The sequence below is a fragment of the Burkholderia sp. NFPP32 genome, assembly GCF_900119325.1.
GTDB lineage: Bacteria > Pseudomonadota > Gammaproteobacteria > Burkholderiales > Burkholderiaceae > Burkholderia > Burkholderia pyrrocinia_C.
This window is the reverse complement of the sequence record NZ_FPJP01000003.1, coordinates 327,593-344,380: the sequence shown is the minus strand read 5'-3', so window position 1 is coordinate 344,380 and position 16,788 is coordinate 327,593. Positions and strand designations below refer to the sequence as shown.

14 protein-coding genes are annotated in these 16,788 nt (G+C 64.0%); 12 read left to right on the top strand and 2 right to left on the bottom strand.

Annotated features, from left to right (window positions below):
- Positions 1-241: 241 nt before the first annotated feature.
- On the bottom strand, positions 242-565 hold the full coding sequence (locus tag BT264_RS08570) for a hypothetical protein (protein WP_072438214.1): 324 nt from the start codon (positions 563-565) through the stop codon (positions 242-244).
- A gap of 538 nt (positions 566-1,103) precedes the next feature.
- On the opposite strand from BT264_RS08570, the gene BT264_RS08565 reads away from it, so the two are divergent.
- The 12 genes from BT264_RS08565 to BT264_RS08510 all read left to right on the top strand — a co-directional run bounded on the left by BT264_RS08565 (position 1,104) and on the right by BT264_RS08510 (position 15,419).
- Complete coding sequence (locus tag BT264_RS08565; protein WP_072438216.1) at positions 1,104-2,510, top strand: undecaprenyl-phosphate glucose phosphotransferase; 1,407 nt, start codon at positions 1,104-1,106, stop codon at positions 2,508-2,510.
- 86 nt (positions 2,511-2,596) lie between these two features.
- A complete protein-coding gene (locus tag BT264_RS08560) occupies positions 2,597-3,781 on the top strand; it encodes a polysaccharide biosynthesis/export family protein (RefSeq protein ID WP_371287100.1) in 1,185 nt (394 codons plus the stop codon).
- On the top strand, positions 3,778-4,269 hold the full coding sequence (locus BT264_RS08555) for a low molecular weight protein-tyrosine-phosphatase (protein WP_177318365.1): 492 nt from the start codon (positions 3,778-3,780) through the stop codon (positions 4,267-4,269). Before BT264_RS08560 ends, BT264_RS08555 begins: the two co-directional genes overlap by 4 nt.
- Before the next feature lie 7 nt (positions 4,270-4,276).
- Complete coding sequence (locus tag BT264_RS08550) at positions 4,277-6,526, top strand: polysaccharide biosynthesis tyrosine autokinase (RefSeq protein ID WP_083533938.1); 2,250 nt, start codon at positions 4,277-4,279, stop codon at positions 6,524-6,526.
- A 19-nt stretch (positions 6,527-6,545) separates the two neighbouring features.
- Positions 6,546-7,724, top strand: coding sequence for a non-hydrolyzing UDP-N-acetylglucosamine 2-epimerase (wecB, locus tag BT264_RS08545; RefSeq protein ID WP_072438220.1), 1,179 nt, complete (start codon positions 6,546-6,548; stop codon positions 7,722-7,724).
- A gap of 28 nt (positions 7,725-7,752) precedes the next feature.
- Complete coding sequence (gene wecC / locus BT264_RS08540) at positions 7,753-8,997, top strand: UDP-N-acetyl-D-mannosamine dehydrogenase (RefSeq protein WP_072438222.1); 1,245 nt, start codon at positions 7,753-7,755, stop codon at positions 8,995-8,997.
- A gap of 20 nt (positions 8,998-9,017) precedes the next feature.
- Positions 9,018-10,301, top strand: a complete 1,284-nt coding sequence (locus BT264_RS08535; protein WP_072438224.1) for a hypothetical protein — start codon at positions 9,018-9,020, stop codon at positions 10,299-10,301.
- On the top strand, positions 10,298-11,530 hold the full coding sequence (locus tag BT264_RS08530; protein ID WP_072438226.1) for a hypothetical protein: 1,233 nt from the start codon (positions 10,298-10,300) through the stop codon (positions 11,528-11,530). The genes BT264_RS08535 and BT264_RS08530 overlap by 4 nt, the downstream gene beginning before the upstream one ends.
- Positions 11,520-12,659 carry a glycosyltransferase family 4 protein gene (locus BT264_RS08525; RefSeq protein ID WP_072438229.1) on the top strand — a complete coding sequence of 380 codons (1,140 nt, stop codon included), beginning with the start codon at positions 11,520-11,522 and terminating at the stop codon, positions 12,657-12,659. Before BT264_RS08530 ends, BT264_RS08525 begins: the two co-directional genes overlap by 11 nt.
- Positions 12,656-13,447, top strand: coding sequence for a polysaccharide lyase family 20 protein (locus BT264_RS08520; RefSeq protein WP_072438231.1), 792 nt, complete (start codon positions 12,656-12,658; stop codon positions 13,445-13,447). Before BT264_RS08525 ends, BT264_RS08520 begins: the two co-directional genes overlap by 4 nt.
- A 131-nt stretch (positions 13,448-13,578) precedes the next feature.
- Positions 13,579-14,658, top strand: coding sequence for a prenyltransferase/squalene oxidase repeat-containing protein (locus tag BT264_RS08515; protein WP_256260590.1), 1,080 nt, complete (start codon positions 13,579-13,581; stop codon positions 14,656-14,658).
- The gene (locus BT264_RS08510; RefSeq protein ID WP_072438236.1) at positions 14,655-15,419 is read left to right on the top strand and encodes a WecB/TagA/CpsF family glycosyltransferase; all 765 of its coding nucleotides are present in this window, start codon (positions 14,655-14,657) and stop codon (positions 15,417-15,419) included. The genes BT264_RS08515 and BT264_RS08510 overlap by 4 nt, the downstream gene beginning before the upstream one ends.
- 193 nt (positions 15,420-15,612) lie before the next feature.
- On the opposite strand, the gene BT264_RS08505 is transcribed toward BT264_RS08510, so the two are convergent.
- A complete protein-coding gene (locus tag BT264_RS08505; protein WP_072438238.1) occupies positions 15,613-16,629 on the bottom strand; it encodes a 1-aminocyclopropane-1-carboxylate deaminase in 1,017 nt (338 codons plus the stop codon).
- Positions 16,630-16,788: the final 159 nt, after the last annotated feature.

The window sequence follows — 16,788 nt, the reverse complement described above, 5'->3', positions numbered from 1 at the left end:
TCGAAGTTCGCACGACGCATAAGCCGAACAACGACACTATCGATCGATAACGACATGAAGCCCCACCTTTCCCGTCGTCTCACTCAAGGTGCGCTGGCCGCGGCGCTTTGCGCGTCCGTCGCGGCAGCGTCGCACGAGTCATTCACAGCCGAATGACCTGCGCTCGCTGAATCGAGTGCCTCAGGTGCGCCACGTCATCCGTGGCGCATCTTTTGCCGCCGGCTTGCCGGCGGTATTTCGTTTACGCCCGGGTTGTGCCCCTCAAGCGATCTCGCGGCAAATTTCGATCACGTTCAAAGCGGATTTTCCTGTTCTCGCACGCGAAGCGAACGCTGACGCTGCCGTGACGGCTGCGCACGAGCGGCGGCGTGACGAGCGCACGGCACACGCTCGCCTTTTTGCCGCAGTCGAGATCCTCGAATTCGCCGCCGAGCCGGCACGTCATGTCGGAACAGGCGACGCCGATGCGCGTCGATACCGAGTCGACTGTCACCTGAGACGACGCGCGTAGGTAGCGCTGGCATACGTTGCTCGCCAGGACGCGCGGCGAAAACCCGCCGCTCATGCGCAACGGCGCATTGACGCTGCCTCTTGTCGCAACGCCGGCGCACGTGGCAGTCGTCGGTCATCGTGTTCGCGGGATGGCGGTGCTTCCACACCGGCTTGCAAAGTGAACCGGCACACATCACGCGGCTTGCTTGGTCACTTGACATCAATAGACACGCCTTGTAGGCAGGGGCGTCATTGGCAAATAGTACAAGAAACATAACTATGCCAATTAGTTTAGGACATGACCGATTTAAAACGACAGATCGTAATGGCAGTATCAAGTCTTACATCGTTTCGATAAGCGATGGACTCGCGGTAAGCGGAGGGCGTCGGTCTCGTTGGAGTTGTTAGGCCACGTCAGCCAGATTCGAAATTTAACGATCCGTGACGTTTGATTGAAGGTCCATGTCAATCGATTCAGATTCGCATTGCTAAACAACACATGAAATCGATCGTCGGTCCGGGAGTCGATCCGTGTCGGCGTGGCGTGCATTGCGTGTAGATGCGCCGCCGTTCCGTCGCCAATCGATCGCGACAGATGATCGCCCAGGGTTATGCCTTCGTTCAACCAAACTAGATACACCCCCGCCGTTCGCGGAACAGCTTCACGGTCCTGGTTGCTGGATGCCGTATTGCTTGTCGTCACCGCATGGGCAGCGAGAAGCTGGCTGGGCGGCTCGTCGTCTGTCGGATCGGATGCCGTGCTGATCGCCGTTTCGATCGTGTGCGCGCTGGTCCTGTTTCCGTTGGTCGGTCTGTACGGCGCTCCCGGGCGGCGCCTGTCGTGGCGTTGCGTGTGGCTCGCGCCGGCCTGTCTGGCCGTCGCGTTGTGCGTCGGCGCGATTTCCGTCATGGCGCACGACCGGCAATTCCCGGTCGCGCTCGACTGGCTGGCCGGCTGGTTCGCGCTGTCGGCGGTCGCGCTTGTCGTGTCGCAGGCCGCGCGGTGGTGTCTCGGCGTTTTCGCGGCGGCGCGGCATGCCCGGCGCAAACCGGTTGCGCTCGTCGGGCATCGCGAACGTTGCCGCGCGCTCGTTGGGCGCGATGCGCGGGAAACCGGGCGGTCGTTCCAGATAGCCGCGATCTTCGACATGTCCGGTTCGTCGCCGATCGGGCCGGAAGAGCCGGCCGTGCATCGTGACCTGGACGAATTCGTCGAGTACGTGCGTCGCGCACACGTCGGGGAGATCTGGATCGTGCTGCCGCTGTCGGAGGCCGATCGCGTCGGCGAGATCGTCCACGCGTTCGCCGAGGATCTGGTCGACATCCGCTTCATGCCTGACCTCACCGGCATGACGCCGCTTCATCCGAACGGGGCGATTCGCGGTCATGCGCTCGATCTCGTCTCGTCGCCGCTGTCCGCGCGGGCGCTGGCGGGCAAGGCGATGTTCGACCGCGTGTTCGCGGGCCTGGCGTTGATCGGAATCGCACCGCTGATGGCCGTCGTTGCGCTGGCGGTGAAGTTGTCGTCGCCGGGGCCGGTGCTGTTCCGGCAGCAACGCAGGGGCGCTTACGGGCGCATCTTCACGATCTACAAGTTCCGGACGATGCGCGTGCCCGACACGCGCGAGCCGGGCGAAGTCCGGCAGGCGACGCAAGGCGACCCGCGCGTCACGCGTGTCGGCGCGCTGCTGCGGCGCACGAGCCTCGACGAACTGCCGCAGTTCTTCAACGTGCTGAAGGGCGACATGTCGGTGGTCGGGCCGCGCCCGCATGCGGTGGAGCACGACCGCTTCTACCAGCATCTCGTCGACGGCTATATCCAGCGCTACCGGATCAAGCCGGGCATCACCGGCTGGGCCCAGGTCAACGGGCATCGCGGCGAGACGGATCGCATCGAGAAGATGCAGAAGCGGGTCGAACACGATCTTTACTACCTGAACAACTGGTCGTTTGCGATGGACATGCGGATCGTGGCCGCGACCGTCCTGTATGGATTCACGCATCGCAATGCCTATTGAATGACGCGTCGATGCACACGCTCTGGACAACGGAAATGGAAACTGGAAAACGGCCCGGGTCACGGGCGCAACGCTTGCGATCGGCAATGACGGTCTTGCCCGTCGTACTGCTGTCCGCGTGCGCGGTCGAACCGGGCATGCATATGAACCTCGCGCACGATGCGGCGCGGGATGGCGGGATCGCGACGCAGGCATACGAAGGCGGTTTGGCGGTGTCGATGCATCGCATCGTCGCGGCATCGCCCGGCCAGCCGAGAAACGCGCCCGCTTCGCGTGAAGCGGCGGCGTCGGTACCGATCGGGCCGATCGACGGCGAGTTGATCGCGGCCCAGCGGCGCGAGGCGCGCACACAGGATGAACGCACGCGCGCGGAGCTCTTTGCGGTGCCGGCGCCATACGCGATCGACGCGGGCGACGTGCTGCAGATCACCGTGTGGGATCACCCCGAACTGGCCGCGGCGCAGGGCAACCCGGGCACGCAACAGGTGCGCCCTGCCGATCCGCCGGCGGGCTTCGTCGTCGATCAGGCCGGCAACCTGGCTTTTCCGTACGTGGGCGAACTGCATGTCGCCGGCATGAGCACGAGCGAGATTCAGTCCGCGCTTCGCGCGCGGCTGTCGAAATGGTTCGTCGCGCCGCAGTTGACGGTACGCGTCGCGTCGTATCGCGCGAATCGCGTCTACATCGACGGCGAAGTTCGTGCGCCGGGCGCGCAGCCGCTCAACGACACGCCGATGACGTTGCTCGAAGCCGTCACGCGCGCGGGCGGCTTCACGGCCGACGCCGATCAGAGCCGCATGACGCTCGTGCGCGACGGTGCCGCCTATCCGGTCGACCTGCCGGGCCTGATTCGCGAGCGCGTCGATCCGTCGCGCATCGTGCTGCGCAGCGGCGACCTGCTGCAGGTCGGCGCGCGCGACCAGTTCGGCGTGTACGTGATGGGCGAAGTCAACAAGCCGACGACGGCGCTGCCGCTGCGCAACGGCCGGCTCACGCTGGCCGACGCGCTGTCGCAGGCCGGCAGCGTGAACCAGGGTACGGCCGATCCGAAGCAGACCTACGTGATTCGCGCCGGCGCGGACCGGCAGGCGCAGGTGTTTCATCTGGATGGCAGCTCGCCGGTGTCGATGGTGCTCGCCAATGAGTTCGAGCTGCAGCCGCGCGATGTCGTGTACGTCGACAGCACGAAGCTTGCGCGCTTCGGCCGCGTGCTCGCGCAACTGCTTCCGGCCATCAACGCGGGCCTGACGGCCGCGATCGTCACGAAATGATGAAACGGATCCTGGTGGTGTGTACCGGCAACGTATGCCGCAGTCCGGCCGCGCAGGCGCTGTTGTCGCGCGCGCTGCCCGGTCGTAGGGTGGAGTCGGCCGGCGTCGCGGCGATCGGCGGGACGCCGGTCGACCCGGTGATGAATGCACTGTTGATCGAGCGCGGCTTCGACCTGTCGGCGCATCGGGCTCGACGCTTCGATGACCTGGCCTGCCGGTGGGCCGACCTGATCCTGGTGATGGAGGTCGCGCATCGCCACCTGATCGAGCGGACTTGCCCGATGACGCGCGGCCGTGTGTATCGCCTCGCCGAGCGCTACCAGACCGACGTTCCGGATCCGTACCGCCGAAGCCGCTATGTCTACGACTACGCGATGCAGCTGATCGAGCACGGCGTGGCCGATTGGGCCGCGCGGATCGCCACCTTCGAACCGAACCTGCAACCGCATCCGGATACCGGCGCGGATGCGCCGGAACACTTGCAGTGAGCCTCCAATGAACGCATCGAACCCACGCCAACCTCATTTACACGACGCCGACGAACTCGACGTGCGCGGCATCCTCGACGTGCTGATCCGGCACGCAGGCCGCATCGTCGCGGTCACGGCGGCGTGTGCCGCGCTTGGAGCCGGTTATGCCTTCGTCGTGAAGCCGGTCTACAAGGCAGACATTGCCGTGCAGGTGGAAAGCGGCGGCTCGGACCTGCGCAGCATGGCGGAGGGCGGGCTCGTCGGCGGCCTCGGCGCGCTGTTCGACGTGAAGTCGACCGACGACGGCGAGATGGAAATCCTGCGCTCGCGGCTCGTGACCGAACCGGTCGTCGACGGTCAGCGCCTGCACATCGAAGCGTATCCGCGCCGCGTGCCCGTGATCGGCTCCGCCGTCGCGCGCTTCAATCGCAGGCTGTCGACGCCCGGCTTGTTCGGGATCGGCGGGTTCGTCTGGGGCAACGAGCGCATCGATGTTCCGGCATTCGACGTGCCGCGCGACTTCCAGCAACATGCGTTCATCGTCACGTCGCTGGGCGACGGGCGCTATCGCCTGTCCGGCAGCGATCTCGATCGCGATGTGGAAGGCGCGATCGGCGAGCCGCTGCACGTGAAGACGGCCGCCGGAGACGTGACGCTGCAGGTGGCCGGCATCGAAGCCGAAGTGGGCGCGCAGTTCGTCGTGAAGGCGGATTCGAGGCAGGTCGTGCTCGCCGAACTGCAGAAGAAACTGACGATAGCGAGCCGCGGCAAGGATCAGTCCGGCGTGATCGGCGTGTCGTACGAAAGCCATGATCCGGTGCGCGCGGCTGCCGTGCTGAACGCGATCGCCGACAACTACGTGCGGCAGAACGCAAGCCGCAAGGCGGCCACCGCCGAGAAGTCGCTGGCGTTCCTGAGCGACCAGGTCCCGACCGTGGAGCGTCAGTTGCGTGCGGCCGAAGATCGCCTCAATGAATACCAGGCCCGCCATGAAATCGTGGACCTGACCGAGCAGGCGAAGGCGATGCTGACGCAATCGACCGCCGCGCAGATGTCGCTGTTCGAGCTCGAACAGAAGCGGCGGGCGTTGGCGTCGACGCTGACGCCGGCTCACCCGGAGCTCGCGGCGGTCGACCGGCAGATCGCCGCCGCCAACGCGCAGGTCGGGACGATCAACGACACGATCCGGCGCTTGCCCGATGCGCAGCAGAACGTCGTACGCCTGCGCCGCGATGTGACCGTGCAAACGGAGATGTATGTCGGCTTGCTGAACAGCGTCCAGCAGCTTCGCCTGGCGACCGCGAGCAAGATCGGCAACGTGCGCGTGATCGATCGCGCGATCGTGCCGGACAAGCCCGTGCGGCCAAGGCCGGCGCTGGTCACGGTGATGGCCGCCCTGATGGGGCTCGTGCTCGGCACGTGCGCCGTGATCGGCCGCGCGGTGCTGTTCGGCGGCGTGACCGATCCCGCGGAGATCGAGCGCGACACGAACCTGAACGTGATGGCGACGATTCCGCACAGCGTTGCGCAACACCGGCTTGCGCAGCGTGACGCTGCGGCAGGCGGGGCGACGGTCCTGGCGCTGGCGCGACCGAACGAACCCGCGGTCGAGGCGCTGCGAAGCCTGTGCACGGCGCTGCGATTCCAGTTGATGGACCAGCCCGACGGCAACCGTGTGCTGATCACGGGACCGTCCGCGGGTGTCGGGAAATCGTTCGTGTCGGCCAACGTGGCCGCGCTGCTCGGACAGTCGAACAAGCGTGTGCTGCTGATCGACGGCGACCTGCGTCGCGGCGAGCTGGCCAAGCGCTTCGGCATGCGGCCGGAGATCGGCCTGTCGACCGTCCTTCGCGGCGGCGCGACCGCCGCCGACGCCATCGTGCGCGACGTTGCGCCGAACGTCGACCTGTTGCCGGCCGGCCCGTATGCCGACCGGCCTGTCGAACTGCTGTCTTCCGATCGTCTGTCGGCGTTGCTGATGCACGTCGCACGCGATTACGACGTCGTGCTGCTCGACGCGCCGCCGTTGTTGCCGGTGACGGACGCCGTCGTCCTGGCCGCGCAGGCGGACACGATCCTGCTCGCGGCACGTGCCGGCGTGACGACCTCGGGCGAACTGCTCGAAGCGGCGAAGCGGATCGAACGCGCCGGCGCGCGCGCGACCGCGGTCGTGTTCAACGGCTTCCGACCGGGGCTGCGCTCCGCCCGGTACGGCAACTACGGCGCGTACGGGTATGACAACGCCGATTCGCAAACCGCGGCGGATCGCACGTGATTCGCCGACGGAGATTCCAATGACCCATCACCACGAAAACATCCTCGTCACGTTCGGCACCCGTCCGGAAGCCATTAAGATGGCGCCGCTCGTCCACGCGCTGCGGGCCCGCGAAGGCGTGCGCTGCGGCGTCTGCGTGACGGCCCAGCATCGCCAGATGCTCGACCAGGTGCTCGACCTGTTCGGCATCGTGCCGGATTTCGATCTCGACCTGATGCGCGCGGGGCAGACGCTCGGCAGCCTGACCGGGCACATCCTCAATGCGCTCGACCCGGTGCTGGAATCGTTCCGGCCCGATCTCGTGCTCGTGCACGGCGATACGACCACGACGCTCGGCGCGACGCTCGCGGCGTACTACCGACGCATTCCGGTCGGTCACGTGGAAGCCGGGTTGCGCACCGGCAACCTATATTCACCGTGGCCGGAAGAGGCGAACCGGAAGGTGACGGGCGCGCTCGCGCTGCATCACTTCGCGCCCACCGAAACCTCACGGGCGAACCTGCTGGCCGAAGGCGTCGAAGCCGCTCGCGTGCACGTGACCGGCAACACCGTGATCGATGCGTTGCTGACGATCACCGAGCGCCTCAAGCACGACCGGGCGCTGGTGCGGCAGATGCGCGAGCGGTTTCCGTTCGTCGACGACGAGCGGCGCATGATCCTCGTCACCGGCCATCGCCGCGAGAACTTCGGCCGCGGGTTCGAGCAGATCTGCGAAGCGATCGCGATCATCGCGAAGCGCTATCCGGAGTGCCGCATCGTCTACCCGATGCACCTGAATCCGAACGTGCGCGAACCCGTCGCGCGGCTGCTCGGCGACATCGGCAACGTCGTGCTGATCGAGCCGCAGGAGTACTTGCCGTTCGTGTACCTGATGAGCCGCGCGTGGCTGATCCTGACCGATTCCGGCGGGATCCAGGAAGAGGCGCCGTCGCTCGGCAAGCCGGTGCTCGTGATGCGCGACACCACCGAGCGGCCGGAAGCCGTCGCGGCCGGCACGGTGAGGCTGGTCGGTACCGAAGTCGAGCGGCTGGTCGGCGCGGTGGTCGAGCTGTGGGACGACGGCGCTGCCTATCGCGCGATGAGCCGCGCGCACAACCCGTACGGCGACGGTCGTGCAAGCGAGCGGATTGCGGATCTGCTGGTCTCGCCGCCGATCCTGACGCAGGGGCCGGCATACCTGGCCGGCTCGCCCTGCTGAATCCCCCGACGTCTGGAGAACCTCATTCATGTCATTCGAAACCATTTCCGTCATCGGGCTGGGCTATATCGGCCTGCCCACCGCGGCGGCCTTTGCCGCGCGCCGTAAAAGCGTGGTCGGCGTCGACGTGTCGCAGCATGCGGTCGACACGATCAATCGCGGCGAGATCCATATCGTCGAACCCGAACTGGACATGCTCGTGCATGCCGCCGTGACGCAAGGCTACCTGCGCGCGACGGCAACGCCCGAGCCGGCCGATGCGTTCCTGATCGCGGTGCCGACACCGTTTGCCGATGGCAACAAGCCGGACCTGACCTATATCGAGGCCGCATGCCGGTCGATCGCGCCGGTGCTGAAGAAGGGCGACCTGGTGGTGCTGGAGTCGACTTCGCCGGTCGGCGCGACCGAAAAAATTGCGGCGTGGCTCGCGGCGCACCGCCCGGACCTGAGCTTTCCGCAACAGGCCGGCGAGCGCTCGGACATCCGTATCGCGCATTGCCCCGAGCGCGTGCTGCCGGGCCATGTCGTGCGCGAACTCGTGGAGAACGACCGCGTGATCGGCGGCATGACGCGCAAATGCGGCACGCGTGCGCAGGAGCTGTACGAGGTGTTCGTGCGCGGCGAGTGCATCCTGACCGATGCGCGCACTGCCGAAATGTGCAAGCTGACCGAGAACGCGTTTCGCGACGTGAACATCGCGTTCGCGAACGAGCTGTCGGTGATTTGCGACCAGCTGGACATCAACGTATGGGAACTGATCCGGCTGGCGAACCGCCATCCGCGCGTCAGCGTGCTGCAGCCTGGGCCGGGCGTGGGCGGTCATTGCATCGCGGTCGATCCGTGGTTCATCGTCGATTCCGCGCCGGAGCACGCGCGTTTGATCCGCACCGCGCGCAACGTGAACGACGACAAGCCGCATTTCGTCTACGAGCGTGTGCGGCAGGCGGCGAGCCGGTTCCGCGAGCCGGTGATCGCGTGTCTCGGGCTTGCGTTCAAGGCGGATATCGACGATCTGCGCGAGAGCCCGGCGATGGAGATCGTCGAAGCGCTGGCGGCGAACGCCGACGCGACGCTGCTGGTCGTCGAACCCAACATCGCCGCGTTGCCGGCAGCGTTGGAAGCAACGACCCGGCTGTGCGATCTGAACATAGCGCTGGCCGAAGCCGACGTGATCGTGATCCTCGTCGATCACGCCCCGTTCCGTCGCATGGACCCAGTGCGGCTGCAGACCAAGGTCGTGATCGACACGCGCGGCGTGCTGGCGCGCGGGTAACGGACGGGCGCACAAAAATCATGCTGCGGAATGCCGACGCCAAAAATCTGCTGGGCCGTGTCGAGGCGCTTGTCTGTACCGGCGCGCCCGGCCTCTATCGCGTGCTGACGTTCTGGCTCGTCCAGCGGATCTATTCGCTGGACGAGCTTGGGGCTGCGGCGTCCAACCTGTCGATCGCACAGATGATCGGTTTCTTCACGGCCATCGGCTGGGCGACGCTGATTCTGGTACGCGTACCGGCGAGCGACGGGGAGCAGGCGGCGCGCGGCGCGTTCTACTCGCTGGTGTCGATGGCGGGATGGACCGCCGTGGCCGCCACGATCGCATGCGTGCTGGTGTCCGCGTCAGGCTTCGTCGCGTTCGATCTCGGCGGCGTGGTCGCGCTGATGTGGGGCTGGACCGTGTATCAGCTCGCGCGGCATTTCTTCGTGTCGTACCGCCGCTACCGGATCACGATCGCGTTCGACTGCCTGCTGATCGCAGGCTCGTGCGCGATGCTGTGGATCGGCACGCGCCACGGCTATTCCGCGTCGCTGTGCCTCGCCGTTGCGCTGGTCGTGGTGGCCGTCGCGATGTTCGCCGCGATCGGCATGCCCGATCGTCGCGCGTTTTCGATGCGCATCGACGTGAAGGGGCTGCAGTTCGGGCTGACCAATTTCCTGTCAGGCGGCATCGCGCTGGTGACCGTACCGATGGCGAACGCGATGTGCGGTGCGTCGTTCGCGGGGATGCTGTCGTTGTTTTCCTCGGTGACCGCGATCGGCAACCTGCTGCCGCGCGCCATTTCGATCGCGCAATTGCCGGACCTCGTTAAGCGGAAGAAGGACAAGGCGCCGCTCGACGCGACGCTGGGCGCGATGCGGCGCAATATCGACCTGTCGAATCTGGTCGTACTTGTCGCGAACCTTGCGATGGTGGCGGGGCTGACCTGGCGCTACGGGCTCGATGGCAACGGCGTGTACATGGTGCTCGCGGGCGGCGTGCTGCTGGCGATCCAGTGTGCGGCCGGCGTCCTTGGCGTCGTCGGCAGCAACGTGATGATGGCGTTCGAGCAGAGCGCGGCCACCGCGCGGATCAACATCGGTACCTCGGCACTGTTCGTCGTTTTGCTCGGTGGCTGCGTCGCCATCGGCGGCGAAATCGGGTTCTTCTGCATGCTGGCATCCGCGGTGGTCGTGACGCTGATCCGGAACGCGATCGTCGTGATGCATGCACGGCGGGTATGCGCGGCCTATACGGAATCGATCAGCGCGTTGGGCGTCGCCGATATGAAAGCGATGCAGGCGGCGGGAGCGCGTCCATGAACGCGGCCGCCCGATTTCCGGCGATCGTGCCGCATCGTCGATCGCGCGTGGCCGACCTGGGCGCCGGCCTGCTGGCGCTCGCTTACTTCGTCTTCTGCGTCAGCGACACGCTGCTCACACTCGACGACGATCGTTCGCAGGTCGTGAAGATCGGCGCGTTCGGCCTCGTGTTCGCGGCGATCCTGTTGCGTCCGCGATTTCACCGGCTGGCCGTTCTCGCGCTGCCCATCGCCGTGTCGCTCTGCATCGGGATGCTGCTGTCGTTCAACGTCCATGCCGGGATCGAGGAACTCGTCCGCTTCCTCTTTCCGGTCGCGATCACGGTGGCGATCTTCCCGTACCGCGACCGGCTCGACGTGCTGGTCAAGACGTTCATCGGCGTGGTCGTGAGCAACGACCTGTTCCAGCTGTATTTCTACGTGTCGTATGCGGTTGGGCTGCCGCTGTTCATGCCGGTGCGGATCGACTCGGGATTGTTCCTGCGTGCGCAGGGGTGGATGGGATTCTTTTCGGAGTTCAGCTTCATCAACTTTTGTGCTTTTTTGCTGTGCCGCTTCCATTTTCGAAATTCGTCCAGGCTGAAATGGTCGTGGGTATTCCTGCTGTTCTCGCTGCTCGGATTTTCTTTCAAGATGTACGTCGCGGTCATTCTTTACCCGGTATTTCTTGGCTGGCGGGATATTCGAGTTTGGGCGGTGTCGCTTCTCGCGATGCTGGCCGGAACTCTGTTTCTGCTGATCGGATTATTCGATTCGTTCGTTCGGGTCGCGATGGCGAAACTGTCGTTCTACATCCTCTCCGGTAACTCGGCGCGAGCGGAATCCTATCGGGTGATGTTCGAGTCTCTGCTGAACGGCAATTTGCTCGGCGAGGGCCTCGGGAGTTTCGGCGGCCCCGCGTCGGTGAAGTACAACTCGCCGCTATATCAGACCTATCACTTCAACTGGTATGGGCTCGACGGTGTGTTGAAGACCACCGATACGTTCTACCCGCATTTGTTTGTCGAAATGGGCTTGTTTGGCGCGATTCTCTGGCTCGCATTCATGCTTTTCTATGGGCAATCCAGGAGGAAAAACATGATCTGGATGTATGTCGTTCTTGCGTTTTGTTTCGACAATCTGTTCTCGATGGCATTTCTATCGCCATCCTATGTGTTTTCAGCGTTGCTGATGATGTATGTGCTATCCGCGCATACCAGGTCATCGGGGGGGGAATCGAATGAGATATGAGGCGAGTGATGCAGGGATTCCCAACGCGAACCGGATCAACGTATTGCACGTCGGTCCCGGATATGGTCAACGCGGCGGTATTGCTTCGGTACTCGGGGAACTGGCCGCCCGGCGGGCCAGCTTCGAGCGTGCCGACATCGGAACGACGATCTTCGAAACACATGGCTTCCAGAACACCGGTTCATCACTGCGATTCTTTTCGTCGGACATGCCGAAATTCATCTTTGCCGCAAGGGGGGCCGACGTTGTGCATTTCCACGTTTCGGAGCGTGGTTCCTTCTACCGAAAGTTCGCCCTCTATATGATCGCGAAAGCGATGCGACGACGGGTGGTGTTCCATTTGCATTCGGGCAATTTCGACCGCTTTGTCGCGCGTGCCGACGGCGTGACGCGTGCGGCAATACGTCAGTTCATAGGAGGCGCTGATGCGGTAATCGGCGCGTCTTCTGCGTCGGCACGGCTGTTGAATCAGTTTCGGAGAAACGCTGACGATACAAGCGTCGTTGCCAATTTCGCGACGGATGCGGAACATGATGCAATGCACGGCGGTTCGCATGATCGCCCGCAGGCCTGCGTTCAACCCTATATCGCATTTGCCGGCCGCTTGTCGACCCAGAAAGGCGTCGACGTGCTGATCGAGGCTCTCGGCCTGCTCACGAGGCAGGGATTCGATATCGCGCTGAGGCTGGCCGGCGAAGGTGATACGGAGCGATGGCGTGGCGTTGCAAACGCTCATGACGTGATCGATCGAGTCCATTTCGAGGGATGGCTCGAGCGCGACGACAAGCTCTCGTTCTATCGAAACGCATTCGTGTTCTGTCTGCCTAGCCAGTTCGAGGCATTCGGTATCGCAGCACTGGAAGCCATGTTCTGTGGCGTGCCTGTCGTTGCCACACGGGTTGGCGGGCTGGAAGATCTGGTGAGCGAAGGTGTGACCGGGTATCTCGTCCCACCCAATGACGCCGAGGCACTTGCCGGCCGTGTTCGTCAACTACTCGAAAATCCGGCTCTCGCGACACGCATGAAAGCCGCCGCACTGTCCCGGGCAAAACAGAACTACGTCGCCGAGGCGATTTCGGAGCGGTATGTTCATTGCTATCGCGACATCACGAACGGAGTCGCCGTATGAAATTCGGCAAGCCCGTCACGTCCGGCATTGTGGTAGGGCTCGGATCAATACTGGTCGTGGCTTGTGCAACGACGACGGCAGTTCGCGTGGAGTCTGCCGATTACCAATCCGTTTATTCGAACTCGTGGCATAACGATCTGAACGGCCTGACGTTCCAGCAAACCACGCCGACGAATATCACGCTGGTTGACGATCCGGTTGCCTCTGACCGTCGCGCGATTCGAGTCGAACTTCGAAAGAGTCAAGATTTTTCCCATCTGATCAATCGGTTGCCGAGGGCAGAATTTCTCTTGCCGCGCGACATCCAGCTTGCTCCCGGACATGAATATCTGATCCGGTGGCGCACCTATCTTCCGAGCGATCTCAGATTCGATAGCAAGCAATTCGCAATCCTCACTCAAATTCACCAGGGTGAGCATAGCGGCTCGCCCCCGGTCATGCTGAAACTGTTTGGATCGGAATACATCATATCCGTCCGCGGCGGCCACGATACGACGCAAGACACGCAAAGGCATCTCTGCTGCGCCGCGAATGACCGGGGAAGATGGGTTGACTGGACGATCCGCTATGCGCCCGATTCATCGGGGCGCCAGGCTATTACGCAGGTGTGGAAGGACAAGCTCGCCGTTTTCGATGCGAATGGCATACCGAACGCGTATGTCGGCGATCGGCACAGCTATCTCAAGTTCGGCATCTACAAGCCGAGTTGGCAAACCTATCCCACTGACGTCGATGCACTCGCCGTGTATTTCGGCGCTGTCTCCGTGGATGTCAAGAGAAACGATTGATGACTGAATTTCCCGATCCCGCCGCCGTCGCCGACGGCCTGCTCGCGCATTGCCAGCGCCACGACTACGCCGGCCACGATCCGTTCGATGGCCTGAACAGCCGCCTGTTTCGTTATTCCGGCCTGTCGTGCTTGCCGCTCGCGCGCATCGCATGGCTTCAATTTCACAAGCGCAGCCCGATCAATCTGCGCGGTCTGGCCGGCGTCCCACGCAAGCGGAATCCGAAGGGTATCGCGCTGATCATTCTCGGTTTGCTTGAACGTGAACGTCGGATCGGCGACGGAACGAGCGTTGCGGAAGCGCGCGTGCTAGGCAACTGGCTGCTGGAGCAACGCGTTGATCGGCGGCTGTGGCGCCATAGTGCATGGGGTTATCACTTCGACTGGGCGGCGCGCGCTTTCTTTGTACCGGTCGGCACACCGAACGCAATCACGACGTGCTACGCCGCGCGGGCGCTGTACGCGCTTGGCGACGCGACCGGAGATTCCCGTTTCATCGACACGGCTGTCGATGCCGGATACTTCCTGGATTCGCTTTATACGGAACACGACGGTTCCGGATACTACGCATACATCCCGGGCGAATCAGCGTTCGTCCACAACGCGAACCTGTGGGTGACCGCATTCGTTGCAGAGACGGCTCGCCGAACCGGCGATTCCGCGATGTGCGAACGCGCGCTGCGTGCGGCGATGCTCAGCGTGTCGATGCAGCGCGACGACGGCGCATGGGCTTACGGCCTGCGTAGTCATCACGCGTTCGTCGACGGCTTCCACACCGGCTACAACCTCGAGGCGCTGCACTGCCTGCGACAGGCCGCGGGCACGCGGTGCTTCGACGACGCGATCGATCGGGGCCTCAAGTACTACCGGAACACGTTCTTCACGCCCGACGGCACTGCGAAATACTACGCCGACCGGATCTGGCCTCTCGACATGCATTCGTTCGCGCAAGCGCTGATCACGCTGCTGACGGTGTCGCCGGTGGAGTCCGACCGCCCGCTGGCGCAGCGTGTATTCGATCGCGCGATGCAGACGCTCTACCTGCCTGCCGAACGCCGCTTCGCCTATCAGCGCACTGCCCGTTCAGTCAATCGCGTTGACTACCTGCGATGGACGCAAGCGTGGGCGTTCTATTCGATCGGCCTTCTTGCGAACCACGTCCAGCCCGACGCTCTGTCGTCCCATTCCCTGTCCCGGAGAGAATTCGCATGAATCGCATTGAACTGTTCGGCTGTCCGATGGACGTCGGTACCATGACCCAAACCGTCGAGCTGATCCGCGATCGCATTGCGCGCTCGCAATTCACGCAGCACGTGGTCGTCAACGTCGCCAAGCTGGTCAATATGCAGGCCGATCCGGAGCTGGCCGCCTCGGTGCATGCCTGCGATATCGTCAACATCGACGGGATGGGTGTCGTGTGGGGCGCCCGCCTGCTTGGCCATGACGTTTCGGAGCGCGTCGCCGGCGTCGACCTGTTCGAGCGCCTGCTCGACATGGCCCAGCAGGACGGACTGCCGGTTTTCATGCTGGGCGGCTCCGAGGTCGTTGTGCAAAAGGCGGCCTGCGCAGTCTCGGCAAAGTACCCGATGTTGCGGATTGCCGGTATTCACCATGGCTACTTCTGGGATGACGAGCGTACCGTCGTCGACCAGATTTGTGCGTCGGGCGCGAAGCTCCTGTTCGTTGCGATTACGTCGCCGCGCAAGGAAAACTTCATCAATCGCTGGAAATCCCAATTGGGCGTCGATTTCGTAATGGGCGTAGGCGGGACGTTCGACGTGGTGGCGGGGAAGGTGAAGCGTGCGCCGCTGTGGATGCAGCGCAGTGGCCTGGAGTGGGCGTTCCGCGTCATCCAGGAACCGGGGCGGATGTGGAAGCGCTATCTGTCGACCAACAGCCGGTTCCTCGTGATGCTGACAGGTGCGTATGTGTCGCGGTTGTTTCGGCGCAAGGGAGAGGTCGATGCGCATTAGATGTGTTTTTGCCGCCCACATGCTCGTTGCAACGGTCTGTCACGCGGGTCCGCAGAGCGGTTCGTCCGACGACACGTGCTTTTAACGAGCAGATGACGCGCGAGGCATCGACGAACCGCGCCGTCTGGCACCCGTTCGGCGGAGGCTCGAAACTGGCGCTAACAGCGCACGCCGCGCCTCCGCCCGGCCCGCATCACCCCTGTCGGAAAATCTCCGCATACGCGCTCAACGCCGGCACGCCGCCCAGGTGCGCATACAGCACCTTCGAGCCCGGCTCGAATTCCCCGCGCCGCACCTTGTCGATCATCCCGTGCATCGACTTGCCTTCATAGACGGGATCGGTCAGCACGCCTTCGAGCCGCGCGCACAGCCGGATCGCCTCGAGCGTGCCGTCGTTCGGCAGCCCGTATTCGGGGCCCGCGTAGCGCGTGTCGAGCACGACGTCCTGCTCGTCGATGCGACGCCCGAGCTCGACGATTTCAGCCGTATGCCGCGCGATGCGCGTGATCTGCGCTTGCGTTTTCTCCGGTGTCGCCGACGCGTCGATCCCGATCACGCGATCCGCGCGCCCGTCGGCCGCGAAGCCGACGACCATCCCGGCCTGCGTGCTGCCCGTCACCGAGCACACGACGATGTAGTCGAACCTGAATCCGAGTTCCGCTTCCTGCGCACGTACTTCTTCCGCGAAGCCGACGAACCCGAGCCCGCCGAGCGGATGCTCGGAACAGCCGGCCGGAACCGGATACGGCTTGCCGCCTGCCTGTCGCACGCTCTCCATCGCTTCTTCCCAGCTACGGCGGATGCCGATGTCGAAGCCGTCGGCAACGAGCCGCACGTCGGCGCCCATCATCCGCGATAGCTGGATGTTGCCGACGCGGTCGTAGACGGGATCGTCGTAGTTGACCCAGTGCTCCTGCACGAGCACGCATTTCATGCCGAGATGCGCTGCAACGGCCGCGACCTGACGCGTCTGGTTCGACTGGACGCCGCCGATCGACACGAGCGTGTCCGCGCCCTGCGCGAGCGCATCGGGGATCAGGTATTCGAGCTTGCGGGTCTTGTTGCCGCCGAACGCGAGGCCGCTGTTGCAGTCCTCACGCTTCGCATACAACTCGACCTTGCCGCCGAGGTGCGCGCTCAGGCGCTTGAGCGGCTGGATGGGCGTGGGGCCGAACGTCAGCGGATAACGGGGGAAGCGTTGCAGGTTCATCGATTTTTGTCTCCGGAAAGGCGGGGTTGGCGCGGGCATCGGTGTGTTCGGGAGGGGCGGCACGCCGTGTCCCGATGGAAAAATGATAGGCAAGCACGCGCGAAATGAGCTTGCGAAATAAATATCGTCGGCCTACGTTGATAACGAATCAAGTGCTGA

What these genes read in the sequence shown, in the direction of transcription:
- BT264_RS08535 (WP_072438224.1), top strand. Translation starts at nt 9,018, where the DNA reads ATGCTGCGGAATGCCGACGCCAAAAATCTGCTGGGCCGTGTCGAGGCG.
- BT264_RS08530 (WP_072438226.1), top strand. Translation starts at nt 10,298, where the DNA reads ATGAACGCGGCCGCCCGATTTCCGGCGATCGTGCCGCATCGTCGATCG.
- BT264_RS08570 (WP_072438214.1), bottom strand. Translation starts at nt 565, where the DNA reads ATGAGCGGCGGGTTTTCGCCGCGCGTCCTGGCGAGCAACGTATGCCAG.
- BT264_RS08565 (WP_072438216.1), top strand. Translation starts at nt 1,104, where the DNA reads ATGCCTTCGTTCAACCAAACTAGATACACCCCCGCCGTTCGCGGAACA.
- BT264_RS08520 (WP_072438231.1), top strand. Translation starts at nt 12,656, where the DNA reads ATGAAATTCGGCAAGCCCGTCACGTCCGGCATTGTGGTAGGGCTCGGA.
- BT264_RS08510 (WP_072438236.1), top strand. Translation starts at nt 14,655, where the DNA reads ATGAATCGCATTGAACTGTTCGGCTGTCCGATGGACGTCGGTACCATG.
- BT264_RS08550 (WP_083533938.1), top strand. Translation starts at nt 4,277, where the DNA reads ATGAACGCATCGAACCCACGCCAACCTCATTTACACGACGCCGACGAA.
- wecC (WP_072438222.1), top strand. Translation starts at nt 7,753, where the DNA reads ATGTCATTCGAAACCATTTCCGTCATCGGGCTGGGCTATATCGGCCTG.
- BT264_RS08525 (WP_072438229.1), top strand. Translation starts at nt 11,520, where the DNA reads ATGAGATATGAGGCGAGTGATGCAGGGATTCCCAACGCGAACCGGATC.
- BT264_RS08555 (WP_177318365.1), top strand. Translation starts at nt 3,778, where the DNA reads ATGATGAAACGGATCCTGGTGGTGTGTACCGGCAACGTATGCCGCAGT.
- BT264_RS08505 (WP_072438238.1), bottom strand. Translation starts at nt 16,629, where the DNA reads ATGAACCTGCAACGCTTCCCCCGTTATCCGCTGACGTTCGGCCCCACG.
- wecB (WP_072438220.1), top strand. Translation starts at nt 6,546, where the DNA reads ATGACCCATCACCACGAAAACATCCTCGTCACGTTCGGCACCCGTCCG.
- BT264_RS08560 (WP_371287100.1), top strand. Translation starts at nt 2,597, where the DNA reads ATGACGGTCTTGCCCGTCGTACTGCTGTCCGCGTGCGCGGTCGAACCG.